The sequence below is a fragment of the Bradyrhizobium sp. LB11.1 genome (assembly GCF_040549385.1).
In the GTDB taxonomy this organism is placed as follows: Bacteria; Pseudomonadota; Alphaproteobacteria; order Rhizobiales; family Xanthobacteraceae; genus Bradyrhizobium.
Genome location: NZ_JBEPTH010000004.1, coordinates 327,526 through 351,095, shown reverse-complemented (window position 1 = coordinate 351,095; position 23,570 = coordinate 327,526). Strand labels below are relative to the sequence as shown.

Below are 23,570 nucleotides of genomic sequence, written 5' to 3'. Positions count from 1 at the left end.
ACGGCCTTAACGAGACCTTGCCGTACGGCAACGCGGTCGTTGCGGGGGGTTGCGGAAATCCATTCGGAAACAAACTGAAACAAAAATCTTCGCCTTTTGGCCCGAATCTTGGACAAACAAAGCTCATGGCCATTCCTTCTCCCAACATCCTGGTCGTCGAGGACGACCGCGAAACCCGGACGTTGATTGCCAAGTACCTGCGCAACAACTCCTGCAACGTGACCGCCGTGAGCGACGGCCGCGAGATGTCGCGTGCCATGGCCAACCACCGCGTCGATCTCATCATTCTCGACGTCATGCTGCCCGGCGAGGACGGTCTCAGCCTGTGCCGCAAGGTACGTGCGGAAGCGCAGACGCCGATCATCATGCTGACCGCGCGTGGTGAGGATGTCGACCGCATCGTCGGCCTCGAGATGGGCGCAGACGATTATCTGTCGAAGCCGTTCAACCCGCGCGAGCTGCTCGCCCGCATCAATGCGGTGCTGCGGCGTCAGGCTTCGGCACAGGCCGCGAGCTCGATCGAGGGCGCCTCGACGCTCGCCTTCGATGGCTGGCGCATCGATTTGCGGCTGCGCGAGCTGCGCAATCCGGAAGGCGCGCGCGTCGCCGTGACCAGCGCCGAGTTCGACTTGCTCAGGACGTTCTGCGAACGACCCGGCCGCGTGCTGTCACGCGACAGCCTGCTCGACCTCACGCAGGGCCGCAACACCGGCTCGTTCGAGCGCTCCATCGACGTGCTGGTCAGCCGCATCCGCCGCAAGATCGAACCCAATTCGGCCGACCCCACCATCATCAAGACGGTGCGTTCCGGCGGCTATCTGTTTACGCCTCGAACGGAAGCGGTTACGACGGCCCTGACCAACTGACGGGGCGTGCGACGATGAGGCCGTTCGGGTTCTTCCACCTCAAGGGCATCGGCGGGCAGATCGCGGCGCTGGTGCTGGCTTCGACCGTCGCGCTGCATCTCGTCGTCACCACCGCCTTCCTGATCACCCGGCCCGATCGTCCGGACGTGCCGCCCGATGGCGCGCCGCAATTGGCGGATGCAGCGCTGCTGCTCGGCTCGGCCAAGCCGGATGAGCGGCCGCGCCTGATCGCAGATCTCGCCCGCGCCTTCCCGAAGCTCGACATCGAGACATCAGCGCCAAGCACGGCGACAGTGATCGAGGACAGCGAAAGCCAGCACCTGCACGGGCTCCGCCGCCATCTCGGCCGCGGCTACAAGGTGGTGCAGCTCACGCCCGAGGGCAACGCCCACCGCATCGGCGTGATCCTGCCTGACGGCACCATGATCGCGGGCCATGTCGAGAACGGTCCGCGTCCGTGGTTCTGGGGCGCGCCGTGGCTGGTGACGCTGATGACCGCCTTTATCTCCATCAGCGTGCTCGGCCTGTGGGCGGCGCGCGCGCTGGCGACGCCTTTGTCGTCCTTTGCCAAGGCGGCCGAGAATTTCAGCCTGGACGGCGGAGCAGAACCCCTGCCCGAGCGCGGCCCGGAGGAAATCCGCTCGGTGGCCCGCGCGTTCAACCGCATGCATGAACGGATCGCGGGGCTGATGTCGGATCGCACCAGAATGCTGGCGGCGATCAGCCACGATCTGCGCACCCCGATCACGCGGCCGCGCCTGCGCGCCGAGTTCATCGAGGACGAGGGCAACCGCAAGCGCATGCTGATCGACCTCGACCAGATGCGTTCGATGCTCGAAAGCGTGCTGTCGCTGCTGCGCAACGACCGCAAGATCGAGGCGGTGACGCTGGTCGATATCGCGAGCACATTGCAGCTCATCGCCGACCAGTTCGGCGACATGGGCCATGTCGTGCATTACGACGGCCCGACATCGGCGACCGCCGCCGCGCGGCCCGACGATCTGCATCGCGGCGTCACCAACCTCGTCGAGAACGCGGTGCGCTTCGGCGCCGAGGTGACGATCCGCCTCGATATCGCCGGCACGAAACTCGTCATCGACGTCGAGGACGACGGCCCCGGCATTTCGGACGCGCGCAAGCAGGAGATGCTGGAGCCGTTCGTGCGCGGCGACGACGCGCGCACCATGGACGATTCCACCGGCTTCGGCCTCGGCCTGTCGATCGCGCGCGCGATCGCGATCGCCCATGGCGGCGAGTTGTCGCTGCACGACCGCCAGCCGCACGGGCTGATCGTGCGGATGCAATTGCCGGTGTGGCAGCAGCCGCGGCTGGCGGCTTAACCTCAGGCCGCGAGCGGCGGATATTCGACGGCGGGCTCGTCGAAGATCGCGATCGCCTCGAAGCGATAGCCGCAGGCGTGGCAATTCCAGAGATAGGAGACCCGTCCCTCGCCCGGCTCGATCCAGTCGGGCTGCGCGATCGGCGCGCCGCACTGGGCACAGGGGTTATGTCTGGGGACATCGCTGGTGTGGGTTTTGACCATGGTTGTTTTTGTCATGGCACCTCTCCCTATTCGCAGGCGCTTCATACTCGCTTTCGCGCGCTTGCGCGAATAGACAGGCCTGCTGTCGCGAGTTGGTCCGCGTGAGGGAACTCCTGCGCCAGCATGGAGTCGTATTGACGGCTCGGTGCCGCCAAATCGTTTAACGGCGGCGTTTGGTCACATCATCGCCGGGTTCCGGAGGCCTAACGGCAACCGGGTCAGGCCACTTGAAAATTACCACTCAGGCATTCCGGAATATCCGATGAAAATTTTACGCATTGCCGCGTTCGTCGCGGCCGGACTGGTGTCGCCGCAGGCTGCATTCGCAGGCCAGGCCGAGTATGCCGAGATGGTCGCGGCCCATGCGCGCGCCAATGGCGTACCGGAAGTGCTGGTGCATCGTGTCATCATGCGCGAAAGCCGCTATCAGCCCGGCCTGGTCGGTCGTGGCGGCACGATCGGCCTGATGCAGATCAAGCTCGCGACCGCCCGCGGCCTCGGCTACACCGGCGATGCCGCCGGCCTGCGCGACCCCGACACCAATCTCACCTATGCCGTGAAGTACCTCGCCGGCGCCTACCACGCCGCCAATGGCGACCACGACCGCGCCGTGCGTTATTTCGCGGGCGGCTATTACTACGTTGCAAAGCATCAGCGCCAGCGGCCGATGCTGCAAGAGGCCAGCACCGAGACCTGGCTGGAGCCGAACGGCAATCCGCAGCCGATGTTCGGCGCCGCACCGCATCGCAAGCTCTCCCAGCACGTCCGCAATGCGCGGGCGCAGGCGCTCAAGTCGTCCCCTGTTCCCGGCCAAACGCGTTGACACCAGCCGTCACAAGCCTACATTAGAGTCGTTCCGAGGGGTGCTCCGAGGAGGAGCTGAGATACCGCTAAATGGGCAAAGTCTGCAAATCAGCAGGCCTTCCCAGGACCGCGGTGACCCTTTGAACCTGATCCGGGTCATGCCGGCGAAGGGACAGGGATGTTGCAGACGACCAAGCGACCGGATCCTCCGGTATCCATCATCGGTGCAGGCATAGCGGGCGCCTGGCAGGCGCTGTTATTCGCGCAGGCCGGCCATTCCGTGACGCTCCACGAGCGCGGTGACGCAGGCATGACCGACGCCACCAGCCATTGGGCGGGCGGCATGCTCGCGCCCTGGTGCGAGGCGGAGGTCGCCGAACCCGTCATCTCCAGGCTCGGCCAGCGCTCGCTCGACATCTGGCGGCGCGAGCTGCCCGACACCCCCTTCAACGGCTCGCTCGTCGTGGCCCATCCGCGCGAGCGCAACGACTTCGAGCGCTTTGCGCGGATGACCGAAGGCCACCGCCGGCTCGATGCCGCCGGTCTCGCCGCGCTCGAGCCGTCGCTGGAAGGCCGTTTTCGCGATGCGCTGTTCTTTCCGACCGAGGGCCATGTCGAGCCGCGCCGCGTGCTGCCGAAGCTGCATCAGCGCATCGTCGCGGCCGGTGGCACCATCAAGTTCGGCAGCGATGTCAGCGCCGCCGATCTCGACGGTCTAGTGATCGACTGCCGCGGCCTGTCCGCGCGCGACGAACAAAGCGAGCTTCGCGGTGTCAAGGGCGAGATGATTTTGATCGAGACCCCCGAGGTTCAGCTGGCGCGCCCGGTGCGGCTGATCCATCCGCGCTGGCCGCTCTACGTCATCCCGCGCGAAGACAATCTGTTCATGCTGGGTGCGACCTCGATCGAAGCCGAGGACACCGGCGTCAGCGTCCGCTCGGCGCTGGAGCTGCTGGGCGCGGCCTATGCCGTGCATCCCGCCTTCGGCGAGGCCCGCATCGTCGAATTCGGCTCGGGCCTTCGTCCCGCTTATCCCGACAATCTGCCGCGCATCGGCGTGCGCGGCGGCAACATCAGCGTCAACGGGCTCTACCGCCACGGCTTCCTGCTCGCGCCGGCGCTCGCCGAGCTGACGCTCGGCTATGTCGAGCGCGGCCAGATCGACAATGAGGTGATGCAATGCGCGTAATGATCAACGGCGAGCAGCGCGAGATCAATGCCGCCAGCGTCGACGCGCTGCTCGGCGAGCTCGACTACGAGGGCACCCATTTCGCGATCGCGCTCAATTACGACGTCGTGCCGAAAAGCCGCTGGGCCGAGACCCATCTCAAGGCTGGCGACGAGATCGAGATCATCACGCCCCGGCAGGGAGGGTGAAGGGCATGGTGGCGCTACACATTCCGCTGTCATCGCCCGGCTGGACCGGGCGATCCAGTACGCCGCGGCTTCACGATTCTAGCCGCGCCGCCGCGGAGTACTGGATCCCCGCCTCCCGTGCGCAATTGCGCACTAGGGCGGGGATGACACCGTCACTCAAGGAGACACCTCAGACATGGTGACCTTCTACGGCAAACAATTCGCCTCCCGCCTGCTGATCGGCAGCGCGCTCTATCCCTCGCCTGCGATCATGCAGGACGCGATCCGGGCCTCAGGCTCGAACATCGTCACGGTGTCGCTGCGGCGCGAATCCGCCGGCGGCAAGACCGGCGACGCGTTCTGGAAGCTGATCCGCGAGCTTGGCGTCACCGTGCTTCCGAACACCGCCGGCTGCCGCAGCGTGCGCGAAGCGGTGACCACCGCAAAACTCGCGCGCGAATTGTTCGGCACGTCCTGGATCAAGCTGGAAGTGATCGCCGACAACGACACGCTGCAGCCTGACGTCGTCGGCCTGGTCGAGGCAGCAAGCGTCCTGATCAAGGACGGCTTTGAGGTGTTCCCCTATTGCAGCGAGGATCTCTCGGTCGCCAATCGCCTGGTCGACGCCGGCTGCAAGGTCGTGATGCCGTGGGCAGCTCCCATCGGCAGCGCGAAAGGCATCACCAACCGCGACGCGCTAAAACTGATGCGCGAGCGGCTGCCCGACATCACGCTGGTGGTCGACGCCGGCATCGGCGCGCCCTCGCACGCGGCCGAAGCACTCGAGCTCGGCTATGACGCCGTGCTGCTCAACACCGCGATCGCAAAAGCCGCCGATCCCGTCGCCATGGCCAACGCCTTCCGCCTCGGCTGTGATGCCGGCCGCACCGCTTACGAAGCCGGGCTGATGAACGCCCGCGACTTCGCCTCCCCCTCCACCCCTGTCGTTGGGACCCCGTTCTGGCATGCCGTATCCTGATCGCTTCTATCCCGTCGTCGACAGCCTCAAATGGGTCGAACGCCTGACCAGGCTCGGCGTCGGCACGATTCAATTGCGCGCGAAAGACCTCGACGACTCCCAGGCTCTGCAAATCGTCACTGATGCGCTCGCCATTACGAACGGCACGCCAGCCAAATTGGTCGTGAACGACTATTGGCGCGCCGCGGTCGTCGCCGGCGCAAAGTATCTGCATCTCGGCCAGGAGGATCTCGCCGACGCCGACCTCGCGGCCATCCGCGAGGCCGGCCTGTCCCTCGGCGTCTCCACGCATGATGAGGCGGAGCTTGACACCGCGCTCGCGGCAAAGCCGGATTACGTCGCGCTCGGCCCGATCTTCTTCACCACGCTGAAGTCGATGCGCTTCGAACCGCAGGGCATTCCCAAAATCACGGAATGGAAGAAGCGTATCGGCACCATCCCGCTGGTCGCGATCGGCGGCATCAAGTTCGAGCAAGCCGCGGAGATCTTTGCCGCAGGCGCGGATTCCATTGCCGTCGTCAGCGACGTCACCCAGAACGTCGATCCGGATGCGCGGGTGCGGCAATGGCTCGGCCAGGCGAAGGAGGCCGCGTGATGCGCCCTCCTCTCTCCCCCCGTCATTGCGAGCGAAGCGAAGCAATCCAGAGTCTCTCACAGGAGACAGTCTGGATTGCTTCGTCGCAAGTGCTCCTCGCAATGACGGAGCAAAAGCCTGCCCACCTCACTCACTCTCCATCCCGTCACCCTGAGGTGGCCGCGCAAGCGGCCCTCGAAGGGCGACAGCCCGGCTCTTTCATCCTTCGAGGCGCGCCCTGCGGTGCACATGCACCGCACGGCGCGCACCTCAGGATGACGAGATCAGACATCGCACACCAGAATTAAACCGGAGGATCCCATGAACATCCGCTCCAACCCCGACAAGACCGTCCCCGCCGTCACCACCGGCCCGCTGCCCTCCTCGCGAAAGATCTTCGCCTCGCCCGACGCCGCGCCGGATATCCGCGTGCCCTTGCGCGAGATCATCCTGTCCGAAGGCGCCGGCGAGCCGAACCTGCCGGTGTACGACACCTCGGGCCCCTACACTGATCCGTCCGTGACCATCGACGTCAACGCCGGTCTCGCACGCGGGCGCAAGGCGTGGGTGCTGGAGCGCGGCGGCGTCGAGGAATATCAGGGCCGGCAGATCAAGCCGGAGGACAATGGCAGCGTCTCCGCCGACAAGGCCGCGCGCGCCTTCTCGGCCTATCACCAGCCGCTACGCGGCCTCGACGGCCACAAGATCACCCAGTTCGAATTCGCCCGCGCCGGCATCATCACCAAGGAGATGATCTACGTCGCCGCCCGCGAAAATCTCGGCCGCAAGCAGCAGCTCGATCGCGCCGAAGCGGCGCTCGCCGACGGCGAAAGCTTTGGCGCGGAAGTCCCCGCCTTCATCACCCCGGAGTTCGTGCGCTCCGAGATCGCGCGCGGCCGCGCCATCATCCCCTGCAACATCAACCACAGTGAACTCGAGCCGATGATCATCGGCCGCAACTTCCTCACAAAAATCAACGCCAATATCGGCAACTCGGCGGTGACGTCGTCGGTCGAGGAAGAGGTCGAGAAGATGGTGTGGGCGATTCGCTGGGGCGCCGACACCGTGATGGACCTCTCGACGGGACGCAACATCCACACCACTCGCGAATGGATTCTGCGCAATGCGCCGGTGCCGATCGGCACCGTTCCCATCTATCAGGCGCTGGAAAAGTGCGACGGCGATCCGGTCAAGCTGACCTGGGAGCTCTACAGGGACACGCTGGTGGAGCAGTGCGAACAGGGCGTCGACTATTTCACCATCCACGCCGGCGTGCGCCTGCAATACATCCACCTCACCGCCAGCCGCGTCACCGGCATCGTGTCGCGCGGCGGCTCGATCATGGCGAAGTGGTGCCTGGCGCATCACAAGGAAAGCTTCCTCTATACGCATTTCGACGAGATCTGCGACCTCATGCGCAAGTACGACGTCTCGTTCTCGCTCGGTGACGGCCTGCGTCCGGGTTCGATCGCCGACGCGAACGATCGCGCGCAGTTCGCGGAGCTGGAAACGCTCGGCGAACTGACGAAGATCGCGTGGGACAAGGGCTGCCAGGTCATGATCGAAGGCCCCGGCCATGTTCCCATGCACAAGATCAAGATCAACATGGACAAGCAGCTCAGGGAGTGCGGCGAAGCGCCGTTCTACACCCTCGGGCCCCTGACCACCGACATCGCGCCGGGCTATGACCACATCACCTCGGGCATCGGTGCCGCCATGATCGGCTGGTTCGGCTGCGCCATGCTCTGCTACGTCACGCCGAAGGAGCATCTTGGTCTCCCTGACCGCAACGACGTCAAGGTCGGCGTCATCACCTACAAGATTGCCGCGCACGCGTCCGATCTCGCCAAGGGCCACCCGGCAGCACAGCTCCGCGACGACGCGCTCTCCCGCGCCCGTTTCGACTTCCGCTGGAGCGACCAGTTCAACCTCGGCCTCGATCCCGACACCGCGAAGAACTTCCACGACGAAACCCTGCCGAAGGAAGCCCACAAGGTCGCGCATTTCTGCTCGATGTGCGGACCAAAATTCTGCTCGATGAAGATCACCCAGGACGTGCGGGATTACGCGGCGACGCTGAATGATCCGAACGGCATCGGTATGTCCATGAGCGGCACCGCCGAGGACGGCATGGCGAAGATGAGCGCGAAGTTCAAGGAGATGGGCGAGAACTTGTATCTGGATGCGGAGAAGGTGAAGGAGAGCAATCGGGTGTTGTGAGGGCCCCTGTAACTCTATTATCAGGCGCCGCCGAGAATGTCGGCGCCGCACTTCTAGAGCTACCGAAGACACAAGGACAATGGATAGCTAGAACAGTTTCGCTGGGGCATTCCAAGCCATGAAAGTGCGCCATAAGATAATCGCGAAAGGAAGAACGCATTTTCAGCGTTTTGTGGATTGCCAAGCGAATTCCGCGGAGGAGTCGCTTCCGCTAACACACACGACTGACGCGTTCGATCTTCGAGACATAATCGACAGCCAAGAGATCAAGCCTCGCTTCTGTCCCGTGTTTGGAGAGGACCTATCTTATCAGTTTTACGGACGACCAGCCTACCGCAAGAACGGAAGCGTCCAAGCCAACAGCTTAGCTGCATATGCGCCAATTATTCTCATCTTTAGACCATCTGTTTCCACCACAGCTATTGCAGCCTTCCCCTTCGATTCTGGCGCATTCAAGAGCGACCGATATTCGGAGCTCGCCCATCACCGAATGTCGGTTGAGGATTTTGGCCTTGATCCATCGTACGATCGGATCGGCAAGATGGTGGCGTTCTTCTTTGGCGACAACAAACGCTATTATGATCAGCTCGCATCAACTGACTGCACGATCGGCAGCGATGAGTTCGAAGCTCAAACGGTGAGAGAACTGACCACCTATCGCGGCAGAAACGATCGGGACGATAGATCAAGCACAATCGAACTGATCTTCAGCGACGCTATAAGCCTACACGGGAATCTGCTCGGCATCATCGTTCCCGGCTCGTTTCTAGAAGACAAGGTCGTAAGCGCCAAGTTACATTCGCTTGATGTGCACATTCGCAGCTATATTGATGGAGCAAATCTGACTCCAGCTAGCCAAATTCCCCGGCTAGCGGACGTCGTACGGCACTTCTACATTGAACAGGGAATCTTGAGAACATGAACTCAAGACCGGCAAGACTTTATGGAGTTATCAGTCCGACGGGGCTGAATGATGGCTTTTACGTGCCCGTCTTTATTGATCCAGAGCATTCAAATCATCAGCTTGTACAAGTCGTCAATGAGCAGGACTACATTGAGTCCTTCGAACCGTTTTTCGCGACAGCGAATGTTAGAGTTGTCAGCCTCGACGTCGTGAGGAGAGTTGGCGACCCAGCTTTCTGGTATTTTGAACTCAAAGACGGTCCGCTCTATGGAAGCATAGAAGATGTGCAATCCGGATTCCAACGAAGACGAGTCAACATCGAGGAGAATCCGCATATCGCGCTGCAAATCATGATCGCATGTGGAATTGAAGGGCAAGAATCAACCATCCAAGCTGTCCGCAATTCCATGTTTCAGAACATAGGTCGCACAGGCGCGGACGCGTGGTTGGACACGAACATTCTTTCTCCAAAAATCCGAGGCTGGTTGGTCCACTCTTCTCGAAGAGGACGAAAGGCCGATTTTGAATCCCTTTTGTCCAAAGTCCTCGTCATCACTAAGGACAACGTCACCAGCGTATTGGCTCCTGAAGCCCTGAGAGATCAAGTCGGCGCGTCAGGTTGGCGCAATATGACCACTCAATTGGCCTTGCTCTTAAAGCAATTTGGTCTTCAGTTCGCCGAGGTTACGTTCCTTGAACGTGGTACCTCGCAAAGGAGTGCCCCCTCCAACGTACCGCTCTTAAAACGAGAGGCTGCATCGGCCTTTGCGAGAGCGAGGGAAGTTACACTGCAGCAAATGACGAAAAGCTATTTCGAGGCGCCCTCTGGAGAGATGCGCGTAGTCTGCACGTTCTCGAGCCGCTACGAAAACAAGGGCAAGCGCAAGTACTGGTTTGGGTATCACAAAATATGGGATCGTTGGCTTGAAGGTTCCAGAGAAGGTTTTTTGCTTCTGGGTTGCAAAGATTCCCGCCGCTGTTTCGCTTTGCCGCTGAGTTTCGTGCAAACGCAATTACCCAACCTTCGCTTCACCGGGACTGGAAAAGATCAATACTGGCACTTGGATATAGTGGACGTCGGCAACGAAAAAAATCTTCTTGATGTACCTCGTCTTCAAAAAACGATCGAGCTCTCCAGGTATTCTTTTGTCTTCTAGCGACACGGGTCTACCCGACAAAGGCACCTTGGCTTCCGATATGCGTTGTCCTAGCCCACGGACACGTTTGCTCCGTCCCATGACTGACCGGCCCCCCGACCAGCTCCGTCCCAACCTCCGCCTCGTCTTCGTCGGCACCGCCGCCTCTACGCGCTCGGCCGAGCTCGGACACTACTACGCCCATCCCATCAATCGCTTCTGGCGCGCGATCCATGAGGGCCGGATCACACCGCGGCGTTATCGGCCAAGCGAGTTCGAATCGCTGATCGAGTTCGGGATCGGCTTCACCGATCTCTCCAGGTCGGGCGCCTCGACAAATTGATCCTCCGCGCCTATTCTGGTTGCATGAACATCATTCGCCGCACGCTGGATATCGACACCGATGCGCGGTTGCGCGAGATGGCCGACGAGCGCGGGCAGGATGTCGCAGCCGTGCTCGCGGAAGCCGTGGCGCTGCTCGATTCCGTGGTCGATATCGCCGGCCCCGACATCGCTGAGGATCGCCGGCGGCTGGATGATTTCAAGAAGACTCGCGCAGCTGTTCCGCTCGACGAGGTGAAGGACTGGGTCGCGAGCTGGGGTTCGGCGAAGGAGCTGCCGCGCCCGGCGGCGCGCAGGATCGGATGATCCGTAGCCCGGATGGAGCGAAGCGCAATCCGGGGCCGTCCTCTCCGCTAGTTCTGGTCCCGCATTACGCTTCGCTTCATGCGGGCTACGATGCCACGGACGATCGACGTGGTTGAAGCCCACCGCCTCCCCGACCAGCTCCGTCCCAACCTCCGCCTCGTCTTCGTCGGCACCGCCGCCTCTACACGATCGGCCGAACTCGGGCACTATTACGCCCATCCCGGCAACCGCTTCTGGCGCGCGATCCATGAGGCCGGGATCACGACGCGGCTCTATCAGCCGGGTGAATTCGCGGCGCTGATCGATCTCGGGATCGGCTTCACCGATCTCTCCAAATCGGGTGCGGGGATGGATCACCAGATCGCGGCTGAGACGATCGACGTGCCGGGCTTCAGGGCCAAGATGGAAGAGTATCGGCCGCGGACGATTGCGTTCACGAGCAAGAAGGCGGCGAGCTTGTTTTATGGCAGGTCGTCGAGCGGGATTTTGTTGGGGCGGCAGAAGCGGGATGGAAGTTGGCCGGAGGTCTTCGTGCTGCCCTCGCCGTCCGGTGCCGCGTCCGGGCATTGGACGATTGAGCCGTGGCGAGAGCTGGCAAAGTGGATCGCTGCGTAGGGTGGGTTAGACACGCGGCGGCGCGAAGCGCAGTCCGCGCGGCGTAACCCACCGCTTCTGTCGCCGGGGACACAGAAGTGGTGGGTTACGCCTTGCGCCGTTCCGTGCTGAGCGACCGCGTTTGTGAGCGGCGAACCCACCCTACGCACCGGGCACCACCATCACCTCAGCTCAGCGACGCCAACTCGCGCGCGAGGTTGTCGCGGGCCTGCCGATCATACATCGCGGCGAAGTCCGGATCGGGAAAGATCGCTTCGCGCGCCGCGAACTGGCGGAGCACCCGGGCGCGGCCGGTGCGGTAGTCGCTGTCGCTGACATGGCTGAACTCGCGGCGGATCGCAGCGGCATAGGCGTCATAGCGCGCGGGCACGGCACCGAGAATGCTGAGGTCGATCGAAATCAGGATCGCCCCGAGGCGATCGCCGGCGTCAACATCGTGCGCTTTCGTCAGGCGGATCAGGCGTCCGACCTCCTGGCGAAGCTCGGCGCGGACGTGCTGCTCGGCGAGTTCCGCGCTGCGCTCCTCGTTGTCCCGCCGGGTCGGATCGTAGACGACGTCGTGCCACCAGATCGCCTCCGTCAGCGTTTCGCGCTCGTCGGCCGATAGGCCGTCGACACGCGCGAGCGCGGCCAGGCAATCCTCGATATGCGCGAGATTGTGATAGTGGCGGCCGGGCGCCGCATAGGCGACGGCTAATTCCTCGCGGGTCATCGGCAGGCCGTCATTCCTCGAACAATTCCTTGAACAGCGCCTTCGCGCGTTCGAGTCCCTCGTACGTGAATACCACCGATTTTACCTTGCCCACGGGATCGTCGATCATTCCCTTGTCATACAGGCGACCGAGCACACCCCAGTCGAAGCCCTTCCATGCACGATAGCCATCGTGCAGGGTCAAATAAAGCAACGCTAACGCGGCGTCGTCGATCTTGTCCTTGTTGACAGCCATCTTGACCTCCTCAGAGCGAGCTTGAGGTCATCCTATTGCACCGAAGGCAATTCGCAACGCCCCCACGGGCTCGGCTTCGTAGCAAGGGTGGGCAAAGGTGCTGTTGCGCCGTGCCCACGATCTCTCGCCGCAATCCAGCAGAACGTGGGCACGTCGCGCGAAGGGCGCGCCTTTGCCCACCCTACGAGAGCATGCCTAAAGATCGAAATTCGTCGGCAGCATGACCACGTCCCGGATGGTCATGCCGCGCGGCCGGGTCAGCATGAACATCACCACGGCAGCGACTTCGCTGGCCTCCAGCAGGCTGCCGGACTCCCTGGCCTCCTTCAGCTTTTCGGGCGGCCAGTCCGCGAGCAGCGCGCTCACGACCGGGCCGGGCGAGATCGAGCCGACGCGAATGCCGTGCTTGAAGACCTGGCGCCGCACCGTCTGGACAAAGCAGTTGATCGCCCATTTGGATGACGCATAGACCGGCTCCCATGGCGTCGGAAAATGCGCCGCCAGCGAACTCGTGACGATGATGTCGCCGGTCCGGCGCGCGATCATGTGCGGCAGCACGTCGTGCACGTTCTTCATCACGACGTTGACGTTCAAATTCAGCATCCGGTCGATCGCCATAGTGTCGGCATCGATGAGATCGCCACCGACATAGGTCCCCGCATTGGCATGCAGGATGTCGAGCTGCCCTGCTTTCTCCAGGACGCGCGGCAGCAGCGTGGCGCAGTCCCCGGGATCCAGGAGGTCGACGACCAGCGGGATCACCGCGTCGCCATGCTTGTTGCAGAGCGCCTTCAGCGCGGCCTCGTCGCGGTCGACCATCACCACCCGCGCGCCCGCGGCCAGCATCGCCTCGGCACTCGCCAATCCGATGCCCGACGCGGCCCCGGTCACGGCGGCAATCTTGCCCGCCAATTCGTTTGCCATGAGATCACCATCCAGCTGAGGTCGGCAGTATAGCGATCCAAGGCGGATTGGCGAAGCGGATCGCCGGCCTCGTAGGGTGGACAAAGGCGCAACGCGCCGTGCCCACCTTCGATCAACACACTCGGTGTGAAATCCTCATGGTGAGGAGGCGCGAAGCGCCGTCTCGAACCATGAAGGCCCAAATGTCACCTGCGGCCATCCTTCGAGACGGCCGCTCCGCGGCCTCCTCAGGATGAGGTCTGTGCTTGCGGAGGCAAGTGCTGGGCACGGCGCGCGAGAGCGCGCCTTTGCCCACCCTACGAGACCGTCACCGCCTCAACCTGCATACGCCTTGTCCAGATCCGCAATCACGATCTTCCGCATCCCCATCATCGCCTGCATGACGCGATTGGCCTTCGTCCGGTCAGCGTCGCCGAGATAGCGGCCGAGCGCTGTCGGCACCACCTGCCAGGAGAGACCAAATTTGTCCTTCAGCCAGCCGCAGCGAGACTCCTCGCCACCATCGGCGGTGAGGCGGCTCCAGAAGTAGTCGACCTCCTCTTGCGTCTCCACGCTGATGAAGAACGACACCGCCTCGTTGAAGCGGTATTGCGGGCCGCCGTTGAGCGCGTTGAAGCGCTGGCCTTCGAGCTCGAACACTGCCATGAAGTCACTGACGGTCTCGACCTTCGCGTTGGGAAACACCGATTTGTAGAAGGCGACGGCTTCCGGGACGTTGTTGTCGAACCAGAGAAACGGCGTGATGGAGGTCATGTCGGGATATCCTTTGGCGTCGAGCCGGACGCGCCGATGCGCGCCGTCCGCTCAAAGGACGCACGCGCGGGCCATAATCCGACAGGCGGAATAGCATTTTTTTGGATTCCGGGAGGCGCTTGTCCGGCCTCCGCCGAACGATTGATGCCGTACCTCCTCCGATCGATCGATCGACGTCGCGCGCGGACTATTGCAAGGGCGTGATGGCGGCGATACGACTTGGAGTGGACGAACGTGGGACGGAAACAGCCGGGCCTCAACCGGCGCTCATCATGTCGAGGAAGCCGCCGCCATGAGCGACGATCTCTCCGGTGTCTGGGACGGCACTTACATCCAGCCCGGCACGGGAATGGTCACGTTCACGGCGACGCTGGTCGAGGCCGGCGGCGCGATCACAGGCCACGTCACCGAGCCCTGCTCGAACCCGCGCTGCCCCTTGCGAACCCACAGCGCCTCGATCGCGGGCCATCGCGCCGGCAGCGTCGTGTCGTTCGTCAAGCGCTACGAGCCGCCGGGCTACGGCTTCGACATCGTCCAGTACGACGGCATCATGAATGGGGAGGCGACCGAGATCGACGGGCGCTGGCGGCTGCCGGGCACATCAGGCTCATTCCTGATGATCCGCGCCGGCAAGCGCGCGGAGGCGAGCACCACCGACGATCAGACCAGGCAGCCGGCACGCTGACAACGCGCGTGAGCGGAGCGTAGCCACGCTCGGAATCTCGTAGGGTGGGCAAAGCGAAGCGTGCCCACGATCTGTTTCCATCACGGGAGAATGGTGGGCACGGCGCTAGCGCGCCTTTGCCCACCCTACGGCACCGAGCCCTACGGCACTTACGTCCTACCGCATCGTGATCGCGAGACCGCTCAGATCCGCATTCGCCATCAGCCCGACCTGCGTGCCCGACAGCTCCAGCACCGCGCCCTTCTGGTTGGTCAGCACGATCGCACGGGCGCCGCGGCCCACTGCAATGCCGGCACCGGCAGCGCCGTAGACGCCGGCGATATCGGAGGGACGGTTGATGTTGGAGACGCGGCCGCGCAGCACGGTCTTGGAGCCGCCGAAGACCAGGCCGTAGTCGAGCCCGCCGGTCGAGAGCGAATAGGAGCGGCCGCGGAAGTTCAGCACGCCGCTTCCGCCGGACCCGCCGATGATCCAGCCCGCCTTGTAGATCGTCAGCACCACGGTGCCGCCATCGGCCATCGCCGAGGTCGAGAGGCCGGCCAGCGCGGCAATGGCGACGAGCGCAGCACGCAAGGTGGAAGCAATCTTCATGGGGCGTCTCCGGAGGCTATTTTTCAAGGGAGGAAAAGCGAATCAGATGCCGCAATCTATCCGATCGATCGCGGCGGCAAAATGATGGGATTTCTCCGTCATTGCGAGCGTAGCGAAGCAATCCAGAATCCTTCCGCGGAGACGGTCTGGATTGCTTCGCTGCGCTCGCAATGACGGGCGGATGGATTCCGGCCTCTCCACGCCAGCGGGTCGCACACGGGCAAGGCCTCCGCGAACATCACTCCCACCATGCCATCCTGCCAGTGTTTTGCCCGACGGGTCAAACATTATTTCTGTCTTCCCGAAATTTGAATCCCACCAATGATTTCTACTGTGCATGGGGTTGTTTTCGCGTTTTGTGTTGGAGCATGCCCCGCACACCGCTACGCTGGTGCCAGCTCCGTCACCCCCGAGGTCCCCATGCCGATCCAGCATTTCGCGCCCCCGCCGCATGTCAAGGCACCGCCACTCTCGTTCGCGACACGCGTCGGCGACCTGCTGTTCATCTCCGGCATTCCCGGCTTCGACGCCCACGGCGCGCTGCCTGACGGATTCGAGACGCAGTTCGCCAATGTCGTCGTCAACATCAAGCGCGTGCTGGACGGGGCCGGCGCCACGACGCGCGACCTCGTCAAGGTCAACGTGCTGCTGACCCGCGCCGCCGACGTCGCCGCGATGAACGCGCTCTACGCGGGCGCGTTCGGCCCGCCACCCTACCCTGCACGCACCACGTGCGTCGTGCAGGCGCTGCCTGACCCAAAGATGCTGATCGAGATCGAGGCGGTGGCATCGCTGGCGAAAGGATAGTCAAGGGATCATCCGCGGGCGGGCTCCTGACATATCCGTGAACAGCGCCGCTGCGGCTTGCCAGCCGCGTGGTTTTGCCGCACGAGTTTCCCCCTCACGTTCCCATCAGGAGATACTTCATGCGTCGCGTTTTCGCCCTCTGTGCCGTTGCCGGCATCGCCTCGTCCATGTTCGCCGTGCCCGCGTCGGCAAAGACCGGCTATTACGTGATCCGCTGGGACAACACCGGCATCTGCCAGGTCTGGAACGAGGACCTCCGCTACAAGCCGTTCCAGTGGGGCGTGTCGACCTACAAGGTCGTCAGCAAGCCGCTCCCGACCTTCACGCAGGCCTCCGATCTCCAGATCAAGATGCGCGCCGAACGCCGCTGCACGCTCTGAGCCGATCGGCCAGTTCAGTTCGAGGGCGGGTTGCGCAGGCAGCCCGCCCTCTTCGTTTGGCTGGCGAATTCCGCCATTTCCCCCGCGCGCGCTTTGAACCCGATGAGCACACGGAACTACTCACATCTTGTCCGGGGCGCAGGCTGAGAAGCGCTTCCTCGACGCGATCGCGCTAAAGGATCACGCGTTGAAGGCCGGCCACTGCAGCTGGTAAGAACTGGCAGCTGGTAGGAATTGGCAGCTGCTAAGAATTCGGTCGGCGGACGACAAGGGCCGGGCAAGGATGCGATGCTAGCATCCTTGCCCGGTCGTTTTTTTACCTCGCGGATGTGGAGCAGGTCGATGCGTGCACGGATGACGACGCCAGCTGCTCTCACCGCATCGCTCCTGCTCGCGGCAACGGCGCATGCGCAGGCCCCGCAATCCCTCCGCGTGATCTCGCCGATTTTCGGCCAGCTCGTCAGTTTCGCGATGCCGTCGAATTTCGCAGCCGTGTTCGAGAACACCAAGGGCGGCCACTACATCCGCGAGGCCGTGCTGAAGGGCGAGACGCCCGAGCGCTGGACGCAGATGATCACCGTGACCGGCGAGAAGGGGATGACACTGACGCCCGGCAGTTCGCCGCAGATTTTTGCGGGCACAATCGCCGGCGGATACAAAACGGCCTGCCCGGACAGTTTTGCCGCCAGGCCGCTGGGCGAGACGACATTCGGCCGCTTCGAGGGCTTTGTCGCCGTGATCGGCTGCGGCCGCATCGACAGCGGCCCGACGCGGCACAGCGAGACCGCGCTGCTGATCACGTTCAAGGGCGCGACCGACTATTACACCATCCAATGGGCCGAGCGCGGTCCCGAAAGCGATGAGCCGCCCGTCAACGACGACCGCTGGCAAGCGCGCCTGCGCGATCTGAGCCCGATCGATCTCTGCCCGATCATGCCGGGCGAAGCTGCGCCCTATCCGAGTTGCGTGGACAAGAGCTGAGCGCTCTCTCACGCGTCCTTGTGCGCGCCGGGATGAATCAAAACATCGCGCGCGGTGGAGAGGTCAATGAAGGCTTGCGCGCTGCCGCCCTGATCGGGATGCATGCCCTTGGCGGCGCGGCGATAGGCGTGGTTGATGTCGTCGCAGGTGAGCTGCACCGCGAGCGGCAAGCCCAGCATCTTGCGGGCACGATCCTCTCTGGACAATTTCCTCGGCGTTGCGTTGCGGCGGCCGAAGCGCGGCGCGGTCAGATCATGGACGACATCGAGGATCACGCCGACGCGGCGCCGGGCCGCCAGCGCGACGCTGTGATCATCATTGTCCACGGCCTGGCGCAGCACCGGCAGAGCCTGCTCGGCGGCCTGCCGCAGCATCACATCGGTGCTCATCCGCACGATCTCGGCCACGAGCCGGCCGGCCTCCGCCCAATCGGCGTCGTCCGCCGACCGCAGGCGCTCGAGAGCGAGTTTCCAGGATTCAAGCCGTTCCATCATGCGCGCAACGTTTAACAATGCAGATCAGTATGCCAAGGCCGCCGTTTCCGACCCCTTAATTTCGGCTTAGGCTTTCATGAAACTTAGAAACGAATCCGGGAGGAAATTGTCATGGCATTGCTCGCAAATCACGTCGCTGTCGTCACGGGCGCCGGTTCCGGCATCGGCCGGGCGATCGCCGCCGGCTACGCCCGCGAGGGCGCACACATCGTGCTGCTCGACGTCAATGCCGACACGGTCGCGGAGGCCGCCGAGGAGATCCGCAAGGCCGGCGGCAAGGCCGAGAGCTTCGCCCTCGACGTGACCAAGCGTGACGACTGCTTCGCGCTGGCGAAGCAAGTCGCCGACAAGGTCGGGCAGGTCTCGATCCTCGTCAACAATGCCGGCATCACCCGCCGCAATGCCTTCACCGCGGAGCCCGAGACGGTGGCGAAGGATTGGAACGACATCATCTCGCTCAACCTCAACGGCGTCTTCAACATGACGCAGGCCTTCCTCACCCCCTTGCGCGCGAGCAAAGGCCGCATCGTGAATATCGGCTCGATCCAGTCCTTCGTACATCTGCGCACGCCGAGCTCGGCGGCCTACACCACCTCGAAACACGGCGTGCTCGGCTTCACCAAGGCGCTCGCGGTCGAGCTCGGCAAGGAAGGCGTGCGCGTCAACGCGATCGGGCCCGGCTTCATCGAGACCAACATCAACGCCAATGTGCGCGCCACCAATCCGGCATTGGTGCAGGCCTTCGTCGATCACACCCCGCTCGCGCGCACCGGCAAGCCCGAGGACATCGTCGGCCCCGCGATCTTCCTGGCGTCGGACCTGTCATCTTACGTCACGGGAACGATCGTGATGGTGGACGGCGGGTATCGCACGGTGTGAGCGCGAGATCGGTCCGCATCGCTATGCATCCTGTGCCAATCGCGGCGGCTTCGCGGTATTCCCAAGGTCAATTGGTGCGATCGCTCGCAGTTAACCTTTCGTTAACCAAACCCGCCCACCGTAGATTTACGGCTTGGGGTCGTTTGTTCTCGATCCGCTTCCAACGATGGAAGCGGGCGTTGATCGGGGAGTATGTTGATGACCACGTTTCATGTTGCGGCGCCCGAACAGGGCGCGCAATTTCTTGCCCCTAACCAGATCGTTCCACTGTTGATCGGTGCAACCGTTGGTGAGGTCGAACGCGAGCTCGTGCTCCAGACGCTCGCGCGCTGCGACGGCAACCGCACGCGTGCCTCGCGCGTACTCGGCCTGTCGGTGCGCACGCTGCGCAACAAGATCAGGATCTATGCGGCCTCCGGCATCGAGGTGCCGGCCTACCATGACTAGCGCATGATGGCGTGCGCCGCGGCGCCGATTGATGTTGATCAGGCCCGCCACGATGCGCGGGCGGAATTGCTGCTGTCGTCAAACGCCGCTAAGTAGATTCCTTGCGCAGAAGGAGTCGCGGCGTGGCAGACGAACAGGGACGGCAGGGAGTGCGCGGGCGGCAGGGCGAACCGGGACGGCCGGGGCCGCAGGGTCATCCGGGCAAGCGGGGCCCTGACGGCGCACATGGCAAGCCGGGTCCGCAGGGCAAGCCGGGACCGGCCGGAAAGGCCGGTGCGCAGGGGAAGGCCGGTCTGCCGGGCAAGGCGGGCGAAGCCGGTGCGCGGGGTACAGCCGGACCGCAGGGCGCCGTGGGTCCGCAAGGCCCTGCCGGCCCTCAAGGCCCGCGCGGCGAGGCCGGTCCGACCGGCCAATTGCCGTCGATCGAGCAGGTGCTGCCGTGGCTCGAGCAGCTGTTCGACGCCTGGGACGAACGTCGCCGCCAGCGCGAGCAGGAGGCCGCGGAGCGCGCCGCGCTCGAAGCGGCCGTCCACGAGCCTGAAGATGCGTCGTCCGACGACGACGCCGAGAACGACGATGCCGAAGGCGACGAGCACAGGAAAAAGAAGAAAAAGAAGAAGCACGGCCACAAAGACTAGCAGCCGGCTACTTTACCTGGTCCTCACGCCGCGGCAGCATGCCTATGCGCTCGAATTGCCAACGCATGGCGCGGTACCAGAGATAGCCGACCGCCGCGCCGCAAACGGCCAGGATCACCATGTTCGCGCTCGAGAACGAGCCGCTCCACCACATCATCCACGCGGTCCACAACAGCGTGAAAACGATGGCACCTGCTTTCAGCGAAAGAAGGGGGCGGTTCATGGTCGAGCTCCGGGTTGTCAAAACCCCGGCGAATATCATCGCGCATGAAGGCCGGCACTTCCGTGAGCCAGATCACGGTTGACCTTTACGGAACCGCTAGCCGAAGCGCAGCCGCGAACGCTCCCTTGCCTTCTCCGCCTCGACCTCGCGGTCCCGCGTCGGCGCGTGGGTGAGCAACGAGGTCAACAGTTTTCGCGCCGCTTCCGAGACCTCGACCACGGCAAGGTCGAATGCCGCCTCATTGGCCTGCGACGGCTTGTTGAAGCCGGAGAGTTTTCGCACGAACTGGATCGCGCTGGCGTGGATCTCGTCCTCCGTCGCCGGCGGCTCGAAATTGAATAGCGTCTTGATGTTGCGGCACATGCAGTCTCTCCCGTGGCAGGCCTGATTTCACAAGGACGAATGGAGAAGCCGAAACCCTACAACGCACGCAGCCGGATGTCACAGGCGCCCGAATATTCCACTTGGGCGCCGCAACATCGAAGAAATGTTTTTCAGGGGTGAGCAGCGTTCCGCTCTCGATCCCGGACGGCCTGCTGATAAGATCGCGCGCAACGCGGCCAGGAGCCATGAGCCGCACATGGGGAGACAAACATGAAAACTTCTTGCGCGGCGCTCTCGGCCGTCCTGCTGTCCATCTCGACATCGGTATTCGCCGCCGACTATCCAGCCCCGAAACAGGGCGATTGGGTCGCCAAGGATTTCAAGTTCCACACCGGCGAGGTCATGCCGGAACTGAAGCTGCATTACACCACTCTCGGTGAGCCGACCGGACAACCGGTACTGGTGCTGCACGGCACCGGCGGTTCGGGTGCGAGCATGCTGACGCCCGCTTTCGCCGGCGAAATGTTCGGGGCCGGACAACCGCTCGACCCCGCCAAATATTACATCATCATCCCCGACGCGATCGGCCACGGCAAATCGTCAAAGCCGTCCGACGGCATGAAGACGAGCTTCCCGAAATACAATTACGACGACATGGTCGAGGCGCAGCATCGCCTCGTGACCCAAGGCCTCGGCGTCAAACATCTGCGACTCGTTATCGGTAATTCGATGGGCGGCATGCAGACCTGGATGTGGGGCGAGAAATATCCGAAAGAGATGGATGCGCTGGTCCCGATGGCTTCGCAGCCGACCGAGATGGCGTCGCGCAACTGGATGCTGCGGCGGATCATGCTCGACACCATCCGCAGCGACCCAGACTACAATGGCGGCAATTACACCAGCCAGCCGCGCATGATGAAATACGCCATCACGGCCTATGGCATCGCCAGCATTGGCGGCACGCTCGCCTATCAGCAACAAGCACCGACCGCGGCCAGGGCCGACAAGATCGTCGACGAACGGCTGGCGACGCCGATCACAGCGGACGCCAACGACTTCGTCTACCAGTGGGACTCCTCGCACGACTACAATGCGACTGAGAAACTGGAGGCAATCGAGGCCTCGCTGCTACTGATCAATTCCGCCGACGACGAGCGCAACCCGCCGGAGACCGGCGTGACGGACGCCGCGATGAAACGCGTCAAGAACGGCAAGCTGTATCTCATCCCAGCAAGCACCGAGACGCGCGGCCACGGCACCACCGGCAACGCAAAATTCTACAGCGAGCAGGTCCGCCAATTGCTGCAGACTGCACCGCAACGCACGATGTAGGCAGCGTCGGAACTGCCCGATATCGCAACGCATCATATGCGGCGCTTCGGCGCCGCGTTCGCGTTCGGCAATGGTCAATACGACAACGTCCCGCTCGACATCCGCGCCTGGTTTCAAGAGCGTGATCGCGCCGAACCACGTGCCTTGCACCACTGCGGCGCGATCATCATCAATTGCTTCGTGCCGGCGGACGCGGTGTAGGCCACTCAGGCCTTGAGGTCTCGCTTGGGCGGGGCCTCGACACATTCGATATCATCGCTGAAATCGTCGAGCCCAGCGCGAACGGATTTGGCGTCGGCTTCAGCGACGGTGAAGACCGCGGCGAGGGTTTCCCGCTTCTGTCCCGGCCCCAAGCCGGTGCAGTGGCTACTCAGCGCCGCGCATGCTATTTGGGTTGATGCAATCTGATCCCGCCAACGGCCTTACGCGCGCCGTCATGCGATACGTGCTGGCGGCGTTCTTCCTGGCCGCCGGCATTGCGCATCTCCAAGTCCCGGACAAGCTGCTCGCAATCACCCCGTCCTGGGTTCCGTTTGCTGCGCAGGTCATCCTCGTCACAGGCGCTTGCGAGATCGCACTGGTGACGAAACCGCTGCGCTGGTGGGCCGGCGTCGCACTCGCGCTCTATGCGCTCTGCGTGTGGCCGGCGAACATCAAGCATGCCATCGAGGGCATCGACCTTCCGCCCATTCCCAACAGCTGGCTCTATCGCGGGCCACGGCTGGCGCTTCAGCCGGTCATCATCTGGTGGGCGCTGTACTGCGCCGGCGTGATCGATTGGCCGTGGCGGCGCCACAAAGCGGATAGCGGTCAGGCCCGGCAATGATAACCTCAAGCCTTCCATCAGGGAGACCTTCGTGACCGACCTCTGCGCCGAAGACCTCGCCACTATCTATGCGAAGCCGACCCCGCGCGTGATCGCAAAGGCGCGTCCCGCGATCGACGCGCATGCCAAGAAATTCATCGAGATGTCGCCGTTCTGCGTGCTCGCGACATCCGGCACCGACGGCAGCGTCGACGCCTCGCCGCGCGGCGGCAGCATCGGTTTCGTCCATGTCGCCGGCCCCAATCAACTACTGATGCCCGACCGTGCCGGCAACAACCGCATCGACAGTTTCCGCAATGTCGTCGAAGGCTCGGGCTTCGTGCATCTGTTGTTCTTCGTGCCCGGCATCGACGAGACGCTGCGCGTCGGCGGCCGCGGCACGCTGTCGGCCGACCCGGATCTGCTCGCTTCGATGGTCGAGTTCGGCAAGCCGCCGCGCGCGGTGCTGAGCGTCGCCGTCAGCGAAGTCTATTTCCACTGCGGCAAGGCGCTGATGCGCTCGAAGCTATGGGCGCCGGAGAAGGTGGAACGCTCGGTGATGCCGAGCATCAGCCAGGTCATCCACGACCAGACCAGCCTCGGCGAGCCGGAGAGCCAGGCAATCGTGGAAGAGCGCTACAAGACGCAGCTATAGCGGGCGCCCGAACCAAGATGTCGTCCCGGCCTACACCGGGACGACATGGGATTCCGCGGC

At 63.4% G+C, this 23,570-nt stretch carries 32 protein-coding genes, 1 pseudogene and 1 riboswitch; of the genes and pseudogenes, 24 read left to right on the top strand and 9 right to left on the bottom strand.

The window, feature by feature from the left end; genetic code table 11:
• Nucleotides 1-125: 125 nt before the first annotated feature.
• On the top strand, nucleotides 126-866 hold the full coding sequence (locus tag ABIA96_RS13015) for a response regulator (protein WP_354137446.1): 741 nt from the start codon (nucleotides 126-128) through the stop codon (nucleotides 864-866).
• Between the two features lie 14 nt (nucleotides 867-880).
• Nucleotides 881-2,206, top strand: coding sequence for an ATP-binding protein (locus tag ABIA96_RS13010; protein ID WP_354137445.1), 1,326 nt, complete (start codon nucleotides 881-883; stop codon nucleotides 2,204-2,206).
• A gap of 2 nt (nucleotides 2,207-2,208) precedes the next feature.
• Here the strand turns inward: ABIA96_RS13010 and ABIA96_RS13005 are convergent, their stop codons facing one another.
• Nucleotides 2,209-2,424: a hypothetical protein gene (locus ABIA96_RS13005; protein ID WP_354137444.1), complete on the bottom strand. Its 216-nt coding sequence runs from the start codon at nucleotides 2,422-2,424 to the stop codon at nucleotides 2,209-2,211.
• 247 nt (nucleotides 2,425-2,671) lie between these two features.
• Between ABIA96_RS13005 and ABIA96_RS13000 the strand changes: the two genes are divergently transcribed.
• From ABIA96_RS13000 to ABIA96_RS12950, 11 genes and pseudogenes are all read left to right on the top strand, one after another.
• Nucleotides 2,672-3,232, top strand: a complete 561-nt coding sequence (locus tag ABIA96_RS13000; protein WP_354137443.1) for a transglycosylase SLT domain-containing protein — start codon at nucleotides 2,672-2,674, stop codon at nucleotides 3,230-3,232.
• Nucleotides 3,233-3,258: 26 nt separating this feature from the next.
• A riboswitch (TPP riboswitch) is annotated at nucleotides 3,259-3,404 on the top strand.
• Nucleotides 3,392-4,402, top strand: a complete 1,011-nt coding sequence (locus ABIA96_RS12995; RefSeq protein WP_354137442.1) for an FAD-dependent oxidoreductase — start codon at nucleotides 3,392-3,394, stop codon at nucleotides 4,400-4,402. Its footprint overlaps the riboswitch before it by 13 nt.
• Nucleotides 4,393-4,590 carry a sulfur carrier protein ThiS gene (gene thiS, locus ABIA96_RS12990; RefSeq protein ID WP_354137441.1) on the top strand — a complete coding sequence of 66 codons (198 nt, stop codon included), beginning with the start codon at nucleotides 4,393-4,395 and terminating at the stop codon, nucleotides 4,588-4,590. The genes ABIA96_RS12995 and thiS overlap by 10 nt, the downstream gene beginning before the upstream one ends.
• A 175-nt stretch (nucleotides 4,591-4,765) precedes the next feature.
• Nucleotides 4,766-5,548: a thiazole synthase gene (locus ABIA96_RS12985; protein WP_354137440.1), complete on the top strand. Its 783-nt coding sequence runs from the start codon at nucleotides 4,766-4,768 to the stop codon at nucleotides 5,546-5,548.
• Nucleotides 5,535-6,143, top strand: coding sequence for a thiamine phosphate synthase (locus tag ABIA96_RS12980; protein ID WP_354137439.1), 609 nt, complete (start codon nucleotides 5,535-5,537; stop codon nucleotides 6,141-6,143). Before ABIA96_RS12985 ends, ABIA96_RS12980 begins: the two co-directional genes overlap by 14 nt.
• Before the next feature lie 300 nt (nucleotides 6,144-6,443).
• Nucleotides 6,444-8,342 carry a phosphomethylpyrimidine synthase ThiC gene (gene thiC, locus ABIA96_RS12975; RefSeq protein ID WP_354137438.1) on the top strand — a complete coding sequence of 633 codons (1,899 nt, stop codon included), beginning with the start codon at nucleotides 6,444-6,446 and terminating at the stop codon, nucleotides 8,340-8,342.
• A gap of 118 nt (nucleotides 8,343-8,460) precedes the next feature.
• On the top strand, nucleotides 8,461-9,264 hold the full coding sequence (locus tag ABIA96_RS12970) for a hypothetical protein (protein WP_354137437.1): 804 nt from the start codon (nucleotides 8,461-8,463) through the stop codon (nucleotides 9,262-9,264).
• Complete coding sequence (locus ABIA96_RS12965; protein ID WP_354137436.1) at nucleotides 9,261-10,403, top strand: hypothetical protein; 1,143 nt, start codon at nucleotides 9,261-9,263, stop codon at nucleotides 10,401-10,403. Before ABIA96_RS12970 ends, ABIA96_RS12965 begins: the two co-directional genes overlap by 4 nt.
• Nucleotides 10,404-10,443: 40 nt before the next feature.
• Nucleotides 10,444-10,713: pseudogene (locus ABIA96_RS12960) on the top strand (mismatch-specific DNA-glycosylase); the annotation flags it as partial.
• 35 nt (nucleotides 10,714-10,748) lie between these two features.
• Nucleotides 10,749-11,030, top strand: coding sequence for a hypothetical protein (locus ABIA96_RS12955; RefSeq protein WP_354137435.1), 282 nt, complete (start codon nucleotides 10,749-10,751; stop codon nucleotides 11,028-11,030).
• Nucleotides 11,031-11,120: 90 nt separating this feature from the next.
• Nucleotides 11,121-11,645 (top strand): mismatch-specific DNA-glycosylase, encoded by a 525-nt coding sequence (locus ABIA96_RS12950; RefSeq protein WP_354137434.1) that lies wholly within the window; start codon nucleotides 11,121-11,123, stop codon nucleotides 11,643-11,645.
• A gap of 166 nt (nucleotides 11,646-11,811) precedes the next feature.
• On the opposite strand, the gene ABIA96_RS12945 is transcribed toward ABIA96_RS12950, so the two are convergent.
• From ABIA96_RS12945 to ABIA96_RS12930, 4 genes are all read right to left on the bottom strand, one after another.
• Complete coding sequence (locus ABIA96_RS12945; protein WP_354137433.1) at nucleotides 11,812-12,357, bottom strand: HD domain-containing protein; 546 nt, start codon at nucleotides 12,355-12,357, stop codon at nucleotides 11,812-11,814.
• Nucleotides 12,358-12,367: 10 nt separating this feature from the next.
• Complete coding sequence (locus tag ABIA96_RS12940) at nucleotides 12,368-12,592, bottom strand: DUF6429 family protein (RefSeq protein WP_354137432.1); 225 nt, start codon at nucleotides 12,590-12,592, stop codon at nucleotides 12,368-12,370.
• A 195-nt stretch (nucleotides 12,593-12,787) separates the two neighbouring features.
• Entirely contained in the window at nucleotides 12,788-13,516 is a 729-nt protein-coding gene (locus ABIA96_RS12935; RefSeq protein ID WP_354137431.1) for an SDR family oxidoreductase, read from the bottom strand.
• Between the two features lie 315 nt (nucleotides 13,517-13,831).
• Nucleotides 13,832-14,269: a VOC family protein gene (locus tag ABIA96_RS12930; protein ID WP_354137430.1), complete on the bottom strand. Its 438-nt coding sequence runs from the start codon at nucleotides 14,267-14,269 to the stop codon at nucleotides 13,832-13,834.
• A 292-nt stretch (nucleotides 14,270-14,561) separates the two neighbouring features.
• On the opposite strand from ABIA96_RS12930, the gene ABIA96_RS12925 reads away from it, so the two are divergent.
• Nucleotides 14,562-14,954, top strand: coding sequence for a hypothetical protein (locus ABIA96_RS12925; protein WP_354137429.1), 393 nt, complete (start codon nucleotides 14,562-14,564; stop codon nucleotides 14,952-14,954).
• 156 nt (nucleotides 14,955-15,110) lie between these two features.
• Here the strand turns inward: ABIA96_RS12925 and ABIA96_RS12920 are convergent, their stop codons facing one another.
• Complete coding sequence (locus ABIA96_RS12920; RefSeq protein WP_354137428.1) at nucleotides 15,111-15,545, bottom strand: hypothetical protein; 435 nt, start codon at nucleotides 15,543-15,545, stop codon at nucleotides 15,111-15,113.
• A 420-nt stretch (nucleotides 15,546-15,965) separates the two neighbouring features.
• Here ABIA96_RS12920 and ABIA96_RS12915 point away from each other — a divergent pair, with 420 nt between their 5' ends.
• The 3 genes from ABIA96_RS12915 (at nucleotide 15,966) to ABIA96_RS12905 (ending at nucleotide 17,713) form a co-directional block, all read left to right on the top strand.
• Complete coding sequence (locus tag ABIA96_RS12915; RefSeq protein WP_354137427.1) at nucleotides 15,966-16,352, top strand: RidA family protein; 387 nt, start codon at nucleotides 15,966-15,968, stop codon at nucleotides 16,350-16,352.
• Nucleotides 16,353-16,471: 119 nt separating this feature from the next.
• A complete protein-coding gene (locus tag ABIA96_RS12910; protein WP_354137426.1) occupies nucleotides 16,472-16,732 on the top strand; it encodes a hypothetical protein in 261 nt (86 codons plus the stop codon).
• 342 nt (nucleotides 16,733-17,074) lie between these two features.
• Nucleotides 17,075-17,713, top strand: coding sequence for a hypothetical protein (locus ABIA96_RS12905; protein WP_502918813.1), 639 nt, complete (start codon nucleotides 17,075-17,077; stop codon nucleotides 17,711-17,713).
• A gap of 8 nt (nucleotides 17,714-17,721) precedes the next feature.
• Here the strand turns inward: ABIA96_RS12905 and ABIA96_RS12900 are convergent, their stop codons facing one another.
• Nucleotides 17,722-18,207, bottom strand: coding sequence for a J domain-containing protein (locus ABIA96_RS12900; protein WP_354137425.1), 486 nt, complete (start codon nucleotides 18,205-18,207; stop codon nucleotides 17,722-17,724).
• A 111-nt stretch (nucleotides 18,208-18,318) separates the two neighbouring features.
• Between ABIA96_RS12900 and ABIA96_RS12895 the strand changes: the two genes are divergently transcribed.
• The 3 genes from ABIA96_RS12895 to ABIA96_RS12885 all read left to right on the top strand — a co-directional run bounded on the left by ABIA96_RS12895 (nucleotide 18,319) and on the right by ABIA96_RS12885 (nucleotide 20,171).
• Nucleotides 18,319-19,086, top strand: a complete 768-nt coding sequence (locus ABIA96_RS12895) for an SDR family NAD(P)-dependent oxidoreductase (protein ID WP_354137424.1) — start codon at nucleotides 18,319-18,321, stop codon at nucleotides 19,084-19,086.
• 198 nt (nucleotides 19,087-19,284) lie between these two features.
• Nucleotides 19,285-19,533 (top strand): helix-turn-helix domain-containing protein, encoded by a 249-nt coding sequence (locus ABIA96_RS12890; RefSeq protein ID WP_354137423.1) that lies wholly within the window; start codon nucleotides 19,285-19,287, stop codon nucleotides 19,531-19,533.
• Between the two features lie 122 nt (nucleotides 19,534-19,655).
• Nucleotides 19,656-20,171 carry a collagen-like domain-containing protein gene (locus tag ABIA96_RS12885; protein ID WP_354137422.1) on the top strand — a complete coding sequence of 172 codons (516 nt, stop codon included), beginning with the start codon at nucleotides 19,656-19,658 and terminating at the stop codon, nucleotides 20,169-20,171.
• A 7-nt stretch (nucleotides 20,172-20,178) separates the two neighbouring features.
• Here the strand turns inward: ABIA96_RS12885 and ABIA96_RS12880 are convergent, their stop codons facing one another.
• Nucleotides 20,179-20,394 carry a hypothetical protein gene (locus ABIA96_RS12880; RefSeq protein WP_354137421.1) on the bottom strand — a complete coding sequence of 72 codons (216 nt, stop codon included), beginning with the start codon at nucleotides 20,392-20,394 and terminating at the stop codon, nucleotides 20,179-20,181.
• A 96-nt stretch (nucleotides 20,395-20,490) separates the two neighbouring features.
• Complete coding sequence (locus tag ABIA96_RS12875; RefSeq protein ID WP_354137420.1) at nucleotides 20,491-20,757, bottom strand: DUF2277 domain-containing protein; 267 nt, start codon at nucleotides 20,755-20,757, stop codon at nucleotides 20,491-20,493.
• Between the two features lie 231 nt (nucleotides 20,758-20,988).
• Here ABIA96_RS12875 and ABIA96_RS12870 point away from each other — a divergent pair, with 231 nt between their 5' ends.
• The 4 genes from ABIA96_RS12870 to ABIA96_RS12855 all read left to right on the top strand — a co-directional run bounded on the left by ABIA96_RS12870 (nucleotide 20,989) and on the right by ABIA96_RS12855 (nucleotide 23,510).
• Entirely contained in the window at nucleotides 20,989-22,050 is a 1,062-nt protein-coding gene (locus tag ABIA96_RS12870; RefSeq protein ID WP_354137419.1) for an alpha/beta fold hydrolase, read from the top strand.
• Nucleotides 22,051-22,086: 36 nt separating this feature from the next.
• A complete protein-coding gene (locus ABIA96_RS12865; RefSeq protein ID WP_354137418.1) occupies nucleotides 22,087-22,251 on the top strand; it encodes a hypothetical protein in 165 nt (54 codons plus the stop codon).
• Between the two features lie 235 nt (nucleotides 22,252-22,486).
• Nucleotides 22,487-22,876 (top strand): DoxX family protein, encoded by a 390-nt coding sequence (locus ABIA96_RS12860; protein WP_354137417.1) that lies wholly within the window; start codon nucleotides 22,487-22,489, stop codon nucleotides 22,874-22,876.
• Nucleotides 22,877-22,907: 31 nt separating this feature from the next.
• A complete protein-coding gene (locus ABIA96_RS12855) occupies nucleotides 22,908-23,510 on the top strand; it encodes an MSMEG_1061 family FMN-dependent PPOX-type flavoprotein (RefSeq protein ID WP_354137416.1) in 603 nt (200 codons plus the stop codon).
• Nucleotides 23,511-23,570 lie beyond the last annotated feature (60 nt).